This is a genomic window from Paenibacillus polysaccharolyticus, assembly GCF_900102085.1.
Taxonomy (GTDB): domain Bacteria; phylum Bacillota; class Bacilli; order Paenibacillales; family Paenibacillaceae; genus Paenibacillus; species Paenibacillus polysaccharolyticus.
Genome location: NZ_FMVM01000001.1, coordinates 43,037 through 56,798, shown reverse-complemented (window position 1 = coordinate 56,798; position 13,762 = coordinate 43,037). Strand labels below are relative to the sequence as shown.

Sequence of the window (13,762 nt, the reverse complement as noted above, 5' to 3'; positions counted from 1 at the left end):
TATGCCATCCGTGGCGTTTTACACCTTGGGCTGCAAAGTTAACTTTTATGATACAGAGGCGATTTGGCAATTGTTCAAAAACGAGGGCTACGAACAGGTAGACTTCGACGAACAGACAGCCGATGTCTATTTGATTAATACGTGTACCGTAACGAATACAGGTGATAAAAAGAGTCGTCAAATTATCCGCCGTGCCATCCGTCGCAATCCGGATGCGATTGTAGCGGTAACCGGATGTTATGCACAGACATCTCCTGCCGAGATTCTGGATATCCCTGGCGTGGACCTGGTCATCGGAACCCAGGATCGGGATAAAATTTTGCCATATGTAAATGAAATTCAGGAATCCCGTCAGCCCGTCAATGCGGTCCGTAACATTATGAAAACACGTGTATTTGAAGAAATGGATGTACCGGATTTCGCGGACCGTACGCGTGCGTTCCTCAAAATTCAGGATGGTTGCAACAACTTCTGTACCTTCTGCATCATTCCGTGGTCCCGTGGTCTTTCGCGTAGCCGTGAGGCAAACAGCATTGTTCAGCAGGCACATCAGCTCGTACAAGCGGGTTACAAAGAGATTGTCCTGACAGGTATTCATACAGGCGGATACGGAGATGACATGGATAACTATGATCTGACCGACTTGCTGTGGGATCTAGACAAAGTGGAAGGTCTGGAACGTATCCGGATCAGTTCGATTGAAGCAAGCCAGATTGATGACCGGATGCTGGATGTTATTAAACGTTCGGATAAATTGGTCCGTCATTTCCACATTCCGTTGCAAGCAGGAGATGACACTGTTCTGAAACGTATGCGCCGCAAATATACAACCGAAGAATTCTATAACAAAATGTTGCGTATACGTGAGGCTATGCCGGATGTTGCGATCACGACCGATGTTATCGTTGGTTTCCCTGGCGAAACAGATGAGATGTATCGTAACGGTTACGAGTTGATGCGTAAAATCGGTTTCTCGGAAATGCATGTATTCCCATACTCTAAACGTACAGGTACTCCGGCAGCACGCATGGAGGACCAAGTGGATGACGAAATCAAAAATGCACGTGTGCATGAGCTGATTGAACTGTCTGAGCAGATGCAACTGGAGTATGCTGAGAAATTCGTTGGGCAAGTGCTCGAGGTTATTCCTGAAGGTGAAGCAAAAGGCCGCGAAGGCAGTGGCAAGTTGCACGGATACAGTGACAACTACATTCAACTGGTGTTCGATGGAACGCCGGATATGGTAGGCAAGGTTTGCCGCGTGAAGTTGACTGAAGCCGGTGCCAATGAAAGCCAAGGTACGCTGGTTCGTGTACTGGAAGAGAATGTGAAACCCGCCGCGATGTAATTCAGGCGCTATGTACAAGGATTTCATTTCCTTGGGGAAAATACCCGAGGAGATGAGGTCCTTCTTTGCCAAGAAAAGAAATTGAAGTCAGATGGGGGAAAACATGATGAACAAAAAAGAAATTTCAGCAGGCGGCGTTGTATACAGAACAGCTGAGGATGGCCAGATTCAAATCCAGCTCATCGTAGACCGTTATGGTAAAACGACACTTGCCAAGGGCAAAATGGAAGATGGAGAAACGATCGAACAGACGGCGCTCCGAGAAATTTTGGAAGAAACGGGTATGGTGGGCCGCATTGTGGAGCCTATTAATATCATTGCCTATACGTACCAGCATGCTGAGTTTGGTCCAGTGGACAAAGAAGTGCACTATTACCTCGTGGCAGCAGAAAGTGGTGACTTGCAGCCCCAGATCGAAGAGATTAAAGGTGTGGATTGGTATGCTCCGGAAGAGGCATGGTCCAAACAGCGGCAGGATGGATACGATAATAACGATGACATTTTGCGCATTGGCCTGAACAAACTGGGCATTAACGTATAAAACAGCACGACATTACGTTTGAATGATGGTCTACTGACCTACACATTCTGTCGCCAATAATGCGGATATCGTGAGGACTTATTAAGCGACAGGTTTCTTTGCCGACGGGGCAAGCACAGGTGTTTTTTTGTGCCAGATGGGCAAGTAACAGAACGGTAAAGCCAGCAATGAACTGATGATGTTAAAAAGGGTCTGGGCATGCGCAATCTGTGCCCCGTGGTCCGCCGACAGCCAGGCTGACGCTGCATGCAGCTGGCCAATCAGCGGCATAAACAGCAGTGCTCCCGCAATGTTGAGTACAACATGGGAGGCTGCTACAAATTTGCCTGCGGAAGCTCCGCCCGCGGCTGCAATAACAGCGGTGATACAGGTCCCTACGTTAGACCCGATCACAATGGCGATGCCGATCTCTACAGGCAGTACGCCTGTCGCTGCTAGTGTAATCGCCATGCTGATAACGGCGGCACTGCTGTGAATCAGCGCAGTCAGGCACGCACCGGCAAGAAAACCCCACCATAGGCTATCGGTCGAACGCTCCAGAAACCATTGGAATACACCCATGCTCCGAAGTGGAACGGCGATGGATTGCATGACTTGAATGCCCGTCATGACGAGAGCAAAACCTGCTGCTGCAAGAAAGCTGCATTGGATCGTCGCTAAAGTACGGCGAGTGCGTTCAGGAGCAATCTGGTTGCGTTCACCTAGGACAACAAAAACAGCCCAGCCTGTTAGAGATATAAGCAACAACGGCAGTGAGGCACGTCCGATCTGCAGACCGACAAGCTCTGTCGTTAAGCAAGTTCCAATATTGGTTCCCAAGATAATGCCGAGTGTGCGTCCGTAGGTAATTAAGCGCGCATTAGCTAGTCCTATGGTGAGTACCGTTACCGCGGTGCTGCTCTGTAGTAGAGCGGTCGCGCCTGCACTGAATGCCATGCCCTTCCATGGGGCAGAAGTGGCTCGGTTTAACCAGCCTGCCAGCATCGGTCCCGCCATGCGCTGTAGCGCTGTCTCCATCAGCTTCATACCGCCAAAAAAGATTATAAGTCCATATAACAGAGGCAGAATTACTTCTCTGAACATTCCGAATCATTCCTCCCGTCCCATTCCTTATCACTTATCCTATGAGGAAGCAGAGACAAGCATGACAAGCACAAGAGGAATTGAAACTGCCATCCCCCATACAAAAGATACGGTGATTCGGCAAACGTAGCGGAGGGGACGAAATTGAATTCGAAGAAGCGAAGCGCTCGCCTGAGAGCTTTCTGAAAGAAAGCTACATCGGAAGCATAGGCTTGACATCGGATTTTCCCTTTGAAGAAAGGGAATCCAAAAAATCCGAGGACAACAGCGATCATAGGATCAATTCGCCCCCGGAGCGGTCTGCTAAAACCTATCTTTTCGACTATTAAACTAAAGGAAGTGGATCAATCTTGCCATCCGTAACACTGGAACGAAGCCGCAAAAAGCGGCTGGAACATGCGCATCCCTGGATTTTTAATAATGAAATTGCATCCGTAGACGGCAACCCGGAACCGGGCGATATCGTCAATGTACTGAATCATCAAGGTCGCTACTTGGCGACAGGGTATTACAATCCGGCTTCCCAGATTACCGTTCGTGTAGTCTCGTACCAGCCTTTGGAGTTTGAACAGATGGATACCGCCTTTTTTGCGGCTCGTTTCCATGATTGTCTGCGTCACCGGGAACGCTTCATTCAGGATGGCGAAGCCTACCGTCTTGTTTATGGTGAAGCTGATTTCCTACCTGGATTGATCGTTGATCGTTTTGGTAGCATTTTAGTTGTGCAGATTCTTACACTGGGTATGGATCGTTGTCGTGAAGCCATTGTGCAGGCTCTTATTGAAGTGATGCAGCCGGAAGGTATCTTTGAGCGCAGTGATGTATCGATCCGTGAACTCGAAGGCCTGGAGCAGATCAAAGGACCACTCTATGGGGAATGCCCGCGTCATGTGACTGTGACTGAAAATGGGCTACTTATCAAGGTGGATATCGTGGAAGGACAGAAAACAGGTTACTTCTTCGACCAGCGTGAAAACCGGGCTGCCATTGAACCATTGATGAAAGGCTGGGGGTACAAAAGCGGCATCACCGTGCAACAGGTCGAGCATGAAGGAACAGAACAGCTGTTGCCTGTGAACAAGGGTGGCAAAGTGGTTACTTTTCCGTATTGGGACGGTGCCACTGTGCTTGAATGTTTCTCTCATACCGGCAGCTTTACGCTGAATGCGTGCAAATATGGAGCGAAAAAAGTAACCTGCCTCGATATTTCCGAGCATGCGATCGAGAGTGCGCGAACGAATGTGGAGCTAAATGGATTCACAGATCGGGTCGAATTCGTGGTAGCCGACGCCTTTCAATATCTGCGTGAGCAAGTCAAAGGACTTGATGAGCGCAATGCGCGAGCACGAGCATCTGAGCAAAAGGTAGATACTTCCAAAGCGTTGTCCAGTGCTGGAAAAACGTTTGATGTCGTTATCCTGGATCCACCTGCCTTTGCCAAAACAAAATCAGCTGTCAAAGGGGCATGCCGCGGCTACAAGGATATCAACTTGCAGGGCATGAAACTGGTCAATGAGGGTGGATATTTGGTAACCGCAAGCTGTTCCTACCACATGCGTCCTGACCTCTTCCTGGAAACGATTGCGGATGCAGCTGAAGATGCAGGTAAGGTATTACGTTTAATCGACTGGAAAGCAGCCGGTAAAGATCACCCGCAAATTTTGGGCGTAGATGAAGGTCATTACCTAAAATTCGCTATTTTTGAAGTGAGAAGCAAAAAAAATTAAGAATACTCTATTTATAGAATGACACATGTACCCTGTGAGATAGACACTTTAAAAAGTCCATCTTATAGGGTATTTTATTTATGAGGAAGAGCTTGCTCTTGGCGAACAGCTTATATTATTGATTGAAAAGGATACAGTGTTCAGTCTTCATCCCGACTCATTTATATCTAGGTTGGCAACCGCAGGATTTAGTTTGAAAAAAGGAGGAGGTCTGCTCGCTATGGTTACGGGTATGTTATTTGAAACGCGTAATGTTAGACGTGGCAGGCGTACATTGACATGCGTAATCTAAAAGAGGGAATTCGAAAACAGTTTTATACTGAATTAGGGAAATTCATTGCACCAGAGGGGTATGTGGAATATAGAGAGCCTGATTCTAGCCCGACGGACTATGCGTTCAAGAAAAATGTCAAGCCGGGTATTGTTTGGAGCTTACATAGTCATCTGACTCATTCAAAACCTCCGTATGCTGTGTTTACAGTCATGGCCTGCCGTTATGAAGCTGCCACTGAATGTTTACGTACTTTTCTTGAAAAGCATCAAATAACGTTGATCTCAAATGCTCCAGTCGGCTTCGGCAATAGTGTTGAAAGGTATACACAGCAAAAACATTCTGTTCTTGTTTCCTCTGAAAATATACAAGAAGCTGTTCAGCAAACAGCAGACAGGTTCAAGGAAGCTGAAAGCAAGTATTTGCTGCCGCGCATAGATCAAGCTGTTGCTGTTGATGAATATTTGACCAAACGACCGCATCACTGGCCTACGGGTGATCTTTTTAACTGCTGTGTAACGATTTTAAGCTACGGATTGCTAACCAATGATCAGGCATTAGTGCAAAAGGGGATCGAACGTACATTTGAGATTTTGAATAAGCCTGGATATAGCCAGAGAAACCGGGATTTTTTCGTGGCCTTGCAGAAGGCTGTAGAGCATGAATTCATTTAACGAAATTGTAAACTTGAAAACAACTACTAGGCGTATCTGTGACCGAGTTTGGTAATAAACGTCAATCCATAGGGAGCTGCTGGCTGTATTGAACAGGCGGCGGCTTTTTTTAATAGCCATATTGTGTTCTTATTAGGTGGATCATGGCAAACGTATGTTCCGAACCGGAGAAGGTATGGTATACTGGAAATTAAAATCTTGTACGTGCAGTTTGGAGGATGACACATGTCCGTACGCTTTGTTATTGGCCGGGCAGGCAGTGGTAAGAGCACACTGATTACCCGAGAAATCACATCTCTGCTTAGGCAGGAGCCCCGAGGAAAACCGTTGATTTTACTCGTTCCCGAACAAAGCTCGTTCCGGACAGAGCAGGCGCTGGTATCTTCGGGAGATATCAAAGGTACGATGCGTGCCGAAGTTCTTGGATTTCGTCGTCTGGCTTATCGCGTTATGCAGGAGGCTGGCGGTTCTGCTCGCGTTCCGATCGGAGCCGAGGGCAAAAAGATGCTTTTATATAAAGTCATCCAGCGTAGGAAAGAAGAACTGAGACTGTTTGCTGCTTCGGGAAGCCAGCTTGGCTTTATCGGGGAATTGACTAATTTATATAGTGAGTTTAAACGTTATGAAGTTCATGCTTCGGCGCTCGAAGAAGGGCTTGCAACATGGAGCATCGCATCGGCTTCACCTATTTTGGAAGATAAGCTCCATGATTTGAATCTGATCTACCATGATTATGAGAAGGAATTGGCGGATTTATATATAGATGATGAAGATACACTGAATGAACTGACAGGTCGTTTGCCAGAAAGTACATGGTTGCAGGGAGCCGAGGTCTGGATTGACGGATTTCATGGATTCACCCCGCAGGAGATGAGTGTAATAGGACAGCTCATGTTACAAGCTTCGTCTGTAACGATTTCCCTGACGCTTGATCGCAGGTACGAACAAGGTGTGCTCCCTGGGGAACTTGAATTATTTTATCCAACGGCAAGTGCTTACGTGCGTCTCAAAGGAATGGCTGAACATTTGGATGTGTCTGCCGAGACAACTGTTCTTCATGATGAAGTCTTGCCGAGATTCAAGGAGCGGCCGGGACTTGCCCATCTGGAGGCCGGTTTTGATCGGCGTATTCGCTGGAGAAGTCAGGGTGAGGATTCAGGTATACGCTTGATGGCTGCGGAGAATCGCCGGGCAGAGCTGGAGGGTGCACTACGGGAGATGCGTCGCCTAACCCAAGAAGAAGGAGCAAGATATCGTGATATGGCGGTATTGGTTCGCGGATTGGAGACCTATGCTGATATTGCGGAACCGTTATTCAGGGATTATGATGTTCCGGTCTTTCTGGACCGAAGACGAAGTGAGTTACATCATCCATTATCCGAATTTATTCGTGCTGCATTAGATATCGTCCGCCGTAACTGGCGTTATGAGGATGTTTTTCGCTGTGTCAAGACGGATCTGTTGCTTCCGCTCGATGGTTCCATCACGCGTGAGGATATGGATCAGCTGGAGAACTATGTGCTTGCTTGCGGTATTCATGGATATCGGTGGAACGATGGAAAGCCGTGGAAATATGTGCCGAGTCTCTCACTGGAGGATAATGCACAGGAAGAACGAAGCCGAGGACGAGATGCGGTGTTATCGCTGATGGAAAGCTGCAGAACCTTGATTACGTCGGCACTCGGCACGTTTGAGAAACGAATGAAAAAAGCAAAAACGGCTGCCGCTCAGTGCGAGGCATTATTCAGACTGTTAGAGGATGCAGACATTGCGCATAAGCTGGATCAGATGTCTGCAGAGGCCAAGACACAGGGAGACCCGGAGCGTTCTAGAGAGCATCGTCAAATGTGGGGGGCCGTGTTGGATCTTCTTGACCAGATGGTCGATATGATGGGCAATGAACGCCTGGACATCACTTTGTTTGCGGGCATGATGGAGACAGGACTGACTGAGCTCAAGCTGGGACTTGTTCCCCCGGCCCTTGACCAGGTGCTGTTTGGTTCGATGGATCGTACTCGTCTGCGTGATATGAAATATGTATTTATTCTTGGGGCGGTTGATGGGGAGTTGCCAGCGATCCCTCAGGACAACGGAGTACTGACGGAGCAGGAAAGATTGTTGCTGACAGAGAGAGGCATGGGGCTGGGACCTGGTGCAACGAGACTCATGCTGGATGAACGTTTTCTCATCTATACCGCTCTGACCGCTGCCAGCAAGCAGTTATGGCTCAGCTATCCTGTCGCAGATGATGAGGGTAAGTCAATACTCCCTTCCGAGATTGTGCGCCATGTACGCAAAATGTTTGGATTGCAAGAGCAACCTTTGCTTGCTCAGCCGCCCGTCTCGGATCTGGAATCCGTGCACCTCTCTTACGCGATTCATCCAGAACAAAGCCTCTCCATGCTGATTGGACAATTGCGCAGATGGCGTAGAGGAGAAGACATTCCTGAAATATGGTGGGCCGTCTACAATTGGCATGTGAACCGGGAAGCGAGTCGTCCTCAGCTGGAGCGGTTGCTGGGTTCTGTCTTTTATCGTAACCGTGCGCGGCGACTGGATACTTCGACCAGCCGCAGGCTGTACGGTACGGAGGTGAGAACGAGTGTTTCACGGATGGAGCGGTTTGTAGCCTGTCCATTCTCTCATTTTGCATCACATGGACTGAAGCTGAAGGATCGGCAATTATATCGCCTCCAAGCTCCGGATATCGGGCAACTATTCCATGCTGCACTGAGTCAACTGGCGATGCGCCTGCGTGAGGAAAATCGGAGCTGGGGCAGTCTGACACCCGAACAATGTCGCCAGGAAGCCGAGCAGACGGTGGAGCAGATCGCTCCGCAACTCCAAGGAGAAATTTTGCTTAGCACAAAGCGTTATGGATACATCTTCCGCAAATTAAAAGATATCGTCAGCCGGGCATCCGTTATTTTGGGCGAACAGTCCAGACGCGGTAGTTTTGAACCGATTGGATTGGAGCTGGATTTTGGTCCAGGGAAACCTTTGCCGCCGTTGCGTTTTGAACTGGAGAATGGGTGTGTACTGGAGATTGTCGGCCGGATCGACCGCGTGGATGTCGCTGAAGGAGAGAACGGTCTGTTGTTAAGAGTAATTGACTACAAATCAAGTCAGACCGATCTCAAGCTTCATGAAGTTTACTACGGGCTATCGTTGCAAATGCTCACCTATCTGGAGGTGTTGCTTAGCGCTGCTGAAGAGTGGTTAGGGGAAACGGCGATGCCAGGAGGAACCCTCTATTTCCATGTGCATAATCCACTATTGCAATCCGCAAACGGCATGACATCGGAACAGGCAGAACAAGAACTTCTGAAACGTTTTAAAATGAAGGGTTTGCTGCTCGCTGACCGTGATGCTGTTGCTCAAATGGATAATACCCTTGATAAAGGACATTCCGCCATTATTCCGGTGGCATTAAAAGCAGATGGCAGCTTTTATAGCAGTGCTGCTGTCGCGACGCCAGAACAATGGGATACGCTGCTTACTGCTGTTCGCGGCAATATTCGTGAGATTGGAACTCGTATTACAGATGGAGATACAGCCATTGAACCCTATCGGATACAGCAGGAGATCGCCTGTACGTTCTGTTCATACAAATCACTCTGTCAGTTTGATGAAAATATTGAGGGGAACGACTATAAACTGCTGTCCAAACCGGGCAAACAGCAAGTTTGGGACATGTTGTCTCACAGCAAGGAAGGGGAAACGTTATGATGCATATGCCTAAACCGGAAGGCAGCTTCTGGAGTGATGATCAGTGGAGCGCCATTGCTGAACATGGAGAAGATATTCTGGTCGCCGCGGCTGCAGGATCGGGAAAAACGGCTGTTCTGGTGGAGCGGATTATTCGCAAAATCGCAGACCCTTCCCAAGGATTCAGCGTGGACCGCTTGCTGGTAGCCACGTTCACGAAGGCGGCGGCGGCCGAGATGAAACAGCGTATTCGCGAAGCGCTGGAGCGTGCGCTTGAGGAGCAACCGGAGGAGGAGCATTTGCGCAGGCAGTTGTCGTTGCTTGGACGAGCATCCATTACAACGCTACATTCCTTTTGTATGGAAGTCATTCGCAGGTATTATCAGCAGATTCCGCTAAATCCGGCTTTTCGAATTCTGAATGAAAATGAGGCTGAGATGCTTCGTCAGGAATTGCTGGAGGAATTGTTTGAAGAAAAGTATGGCGAAGAAGACGAGGGCAGTACATTCCGCGAACTGGTGGACTGGTTCAGTGGAGAGCGAAATGATGATGCGATGCACCGGCTAGTGCAGCGTTTATACGATTTCTCGCGAAGCCATTCCTGGCCAGATCACTGGCTGATGGAGATGGCTGAAGCTTTTCAGGTGGAAAGTGTAGAGGCACTGGGGCAATCGGCATGGGTACAGAGCATTTTACGGGATGCGGCTCTCGCTTTGAGCGGGGCGGCGGGTTTGTTGCGGCAAGGGGTTCAGATTTCGTTGCAACCGGAGGGTCCTGCACCTTATGCGGAGACACTCAAAGAGGATTTGGCGATGGTTGAAGAGCTTTTATCCGCTGTTGAGGTCATGCCTTGGGATAGGTTGCCTGAGGTGTTCCAGCCAGCTGCATTTGGCAAATTGAAGCCTTGTAAAAAAGATCAGACCGATGCTGGGCTGCAGGAACAGGTGAAGGAGTTGCGGGAAACGGCCAAAAAGGCTGTTGCCGATCTGAAAGGTTCACTTTTTGGCAGGAGTGCATTCTCCTTTTGGCAGGAGTTGGAACAAGCTGCGCCGCTGATGCAGGAGCTTTCCCGTCTGGTTAGCGCCTTTGGCGAACGGTATCTTCAGGCGAAGCAGGAACGCGGACAAGTGGATTTTAACGATCTGGAGCACTATTGTCTGCACATTTTGCGCCATGAGGATTCGACCCCTGAACATTCAATGCCGTCAGATGCAGCGATGGAATATCGTGCACGTTTTGATGAAGTGTTGCTCGACGAATACCAGGATACCAACACGGTTCAGGAGGATATCGTTAGGCTAATCTCCAGAGAAAATCCAGGTAATCGATTTATGGTTGGTGATGTTAAACAGAGCATATACCGTTTCCGCTTGGCTGAACCGGGTCTGTTCATGAACAAATATCGTAACTACACTCCGAGTGTTCATGTGGATACAGGTGATAACGAAGAGAGTGGTACAAGAACGGGTATAGCAACGGGAACGGGGAAACGAATCGACCTTGCCCGCAATTTCCGTAGTCGTGCTGAGGTGGTGCATTCCGTCAACGTCATATTCAGACAGTTGATGAATGAAGGGGTCGCTGAGATCGCTTATGATGAACGGGCTCAGCTGGCTTACGGGGCTTCCTTTCCAACAGATACACTTGGAAGTGAGGCCTACACACCTGAGCTTGTGTTAATTGATCGCCAAGGCAGCGGAATCGATGGTTCGGAAGGTACGGAAGACGGTGTGGATGCAACCGCAGTTGCAGAACTGGAGAGTGCCGAACTCGAAACGGCTCAATTGGAAGCGCGCGCCATCGCCGGGCGTATTCGAGAGATGGTCGGAGAGACAGACAAGCCTGCGTTGAGTGTGTATGACAAGGCTTTGCAAACGATGCGTCCGGCACGTTATGGAGACATTGTTATTTTGTTGCGTTCCACGCTGATGTGGGCACCGCTGATGATTGAGGAATTCAGACAGCAGGGCATCCCTGCAGGTGGAGAGCAGAGCAAGGGATATTTTCAAGCTACGGAAGTGGAAGTGATGTTATCTCTGTTGCAGCTTGTGGACAATCCAAGACAGGATATTCCTCTGGCCTCCGTACTTCGTTCTCCCATGGTTGGGTTAGATGAAGAAGAGCTTGCTCAGATTCGTCTGGGGGATAAAAGACAGTCTTTCTATGATGCCGTTGTTTCGGCTACAGGAGAGTGGAGAAATACCCACGATGTGACTGGTCAACGTTCTGAGCCGGGAAGGGATTCGTATGTTGACGATTTGGTTCAGATGCAGTGGCCAGAAGGCTGGTCAGAAATCGAACAGGCTCAGCGCCAATCAGCCGTTACTGCGGAGATGAATGTTGATTCGGGAGTTGATCTGCACACGGAAGCGAGTGAACAAGAGGCAGGCTTTACGGATGGAAAAGAAGGAAAAAAACTCGAGCACTCGCAGTTGCAACAGAAACTCATTCATTTCATGCATCAGTTGGAACAGTGGAGACTCGAGGCAAGACAAGGCAGTTTAAGTGAGCTAATCTGGCGTATTTATCGGGAAACCGGATATTTGGACTGGGTTGGCGGGCTTCCTGGTGGTCAGCAGCGCCAAAGTAATCTGAAGGCTCTGTATGATCGGGCGCGTCAGTATGAGGAAGCAACTGCAAACCGCGGGCTGTTCCGGTTCCTGACATATGTCTCACGACTAAGGGAAAATGGCGGAGACTTAGGCACCGTAGCCAGCGGTTCAGGGGAACAGGATAATGCGGTTCGAATTATGACGATCCATCGAAGCAAAGGGTTGGAGTTCCCGATTGTGTTTGTTGGCGGTATCTCCAAAATGTTTAATCAACAAGATCTGCATGCACCGTTTCTGATGCACAAGGAACTTGGCTTTGGGCCGAGGTTTGTGGATCGTGACAACAGGGTGGCCTATCCTACATTAGCCAATCTGGCTATTCGTCGCCGTGCTCAGTTTGAACTGCTGGCGGAAGAAATGCGAGTGCTGTATGTGGCTTTAACCCGTCCAAAAGAAAAGATGGTGCTGGTAGGCACCGTGAAGGACGCTGCCAAAAAGGCACAAACCTGGTCACAGGTTAAAGACAGTCCAGAGCTTGCGCTACCCGATTATCTGCTTGCTGCGGGACGAAATTATCTGGATTGGATCGGGCCAGCGCTGATCAGACACCGGGACGCCGCGGTGTTGCGTGAGCTTGCAGGTGATCGTGATTCTTATGCGGCTTGCCTTGCGAGTGATGAATCACGCTGGAGCATATCCGTGGTTGCTGCGGATAGGGTATCTCTCCAGCAACACGCCGACCTTCTGGAGCGTGAAGAAGATGAATTAACTGAATTGCGGAGAGAACGATTGGATGCTCTGCATGCGGCGAAACCCGTCAGATTAAACCCATCGACAGAAGTGATCGATCATACAGAGGGCGTACAAGCCAATCCGGTTTCAGAGATTGAATCGGTAACGGCAGATCAGAAGACGGATGAACTAGTGGATCTAAAAGCGGACAGTGAAGAGGTTCTGGATGTTAATGCTCAACATGCGCTTGTACATGAGATAGATAAGCGGCTTTCCTGGACGTATCCATATGAATCAGCTTCACAAGTGGCGGCGAGCACTTCGGTAACCGAAATCAAGAGTCTGTTATCGACGCAGGAGGATACTTCATACCCCGTTATGGAAGAACTGCAGGAGCAAGCTTGGACTGGAGGCAGTGATAGTAAGTGGAATGGAAGCAATGATGGTAAGACGAGTCCAGCGACACAAGCTTCGTTCAAACTATACTTGCGTCGTCCCAAATTCATGGGAGAGCGGCAACTGACAGGAACAGAACGGGGAACGGTGTACCACACGCTCATGCAGCATCTCCCTGTAGACGGATCTGTTGTGGATGAAGCGATTGTTGATGAGACGATTTCGCGCCTGCTGGCGATTCAAATATTGCTTCCTTATCAAGCAGAGGCGATTGAACGAAGTGAATTGATTGCTTTTTTTGATACACAACCAGGAATGGAGATGTTGCGTGCGGCGTGGATTCGAAGGGAAATCCCGTTCACGTATGGTCTCCCGGCAAATCAATCTCCTGAGGAATGGATTCGTGGGTTACGGCCAAACGAGGAGCAGGAGATACACAGTGAAAACGATAGAGTACAGGCTGTGCTGCAGGATGAAACAGTGCTCGTCAGGGGGATTATTGACTGTCTCTATGAGGTTGATGGTGAACTTGTTCTGCTAGATTACAAGACGGATCAAGTGCTTGAACATCGCGGAGGAGTGGAACCTCTGGTTGAAAACTATCGTTTCCAGCTACGGCTGTATAAACGGGCAATTGAAGATATATTGGGTCGCCAAGTCGACCACATGTGGCTTTATTTTTTCGATGGCGGCCATGCGGTTAAATTATAAAAGGTTTAGAGAGTTTTTG

At 49.0% G+C, this 13,762-nt stretch carries 7 protein-coding genes; 6 read left to right on the top strand and 1 reads right to left on the bottom strand.

The genetic code is table 11. The features are described 5' to 3' along the window. Position 1: 1 nt before the first annotated feature. Positions 2 to 1,348 (top strand): tRNA (N(6)-L-threonylcarbamoyladenosine(37)-C(2))-methylthiotransferase MtaB, encoded by a 1,347-nt coding sequence (gene mtaB / locus BLQ13_RS00240; RefSeq protein ID WP_090914775.1) that lies wholly within the window; start codon positions 2 to 4, stop codon positions 1,346 to 1,348. A 103-nt stretch (positions 1,349 to 1,451) separates the two neighbouring features. Then, positions 1,452 to 1,889 (top strand): NUDIX hydrolase, encoded by a 438-nt coding sequence (locus tag BLQ13_RS00235; RefSeq protein WP_090914773.1) that lies wholly within the window; start codon positions 1,452 to 1,454, stop codon positions 1,887 to 1,889. Positions 1,890 to 1,970: 81 nt separating this feature from the next. On the opposite strand, the gene BLQ13_RS00230 is transcribed toward BLQ13_RS00235, so the two are convergent. Next, positions 1,971 to 2,972 carry a Na/Pi cotransporter family protein gene (locus BLQ13_RS00230; RefSeq protein ID WP_090914771.1) on the bottom strand — a complete coding sequence of 334 codons (1,002 nt, stop codon included), beginning with the start codon at positions 2,970 to 2,972 and terminating at the stop codon, positions 1,971 to 1,973. A gap of 350 nt (positions 2,973 to 3,322) precedes the next feature. Between BLQ13_RS00230 and BLQ13_RS00220 the strand changes: the two genes are divergently transcribed. From BLQ13_RS00220 to addA, 4 genes are all read left to right on the top strand, one after another. Beyond that, positions 3,323 to 4,699, top strand: a complete 1,377-nt coding sequence (locus tag BLQ13_RS00220; RefSeq protein ID WP_090914767.1) for a class I SAM-dependent rRNA methyltransferase — start codon at positions 3,323 to 3,325, stop codon at positions 4,697 to 4,699. 279 nt (positions 4,700 to 4,978) lie between these two features. Then, positions 4,979 to 5,644, top strand: a complete 666-nt coding sequence (locus BLQ13_RS00215; RefSeq protein ID WP_090914765.1) for a hypothetical protein — start codon at positions 4,979 to 4,981, stop codon at positions 5,642 to 5,644. Between the two features lie 225 nt (positions 5,645 to 5,869). Further along, the gene (addB, locus tag BLQ13_RS00210; RefSeq protein WP_090914763.1) at positions 5,870 to 9,373 is read left to right on the top strand and encodes a helicase-exonuclease AddAB subunit AddB; all 3,504 of its coding nucleotides are present in this window, start codon (positions 5,870 to 5,872) and stop codon (positions 9,371 to 9,373) included. Continuing rightward, positions 9,370 to 13,743, top strand: coding sequence for a helicase-exonuclease AddAB subunit AddA (addA, locus tag BLQ13_RS00205; RefSeq protein WP_090914761.1), 4,374 nt, complete (start codon positions 9,370 to 9,372; stop codon positions 13,741 to 13,743). Before addB ends, addA begins: the two co-directional genes overlap by 4 nt. Positions 13,744 to 13,762 lie beyond the last annotated feature (19 nt).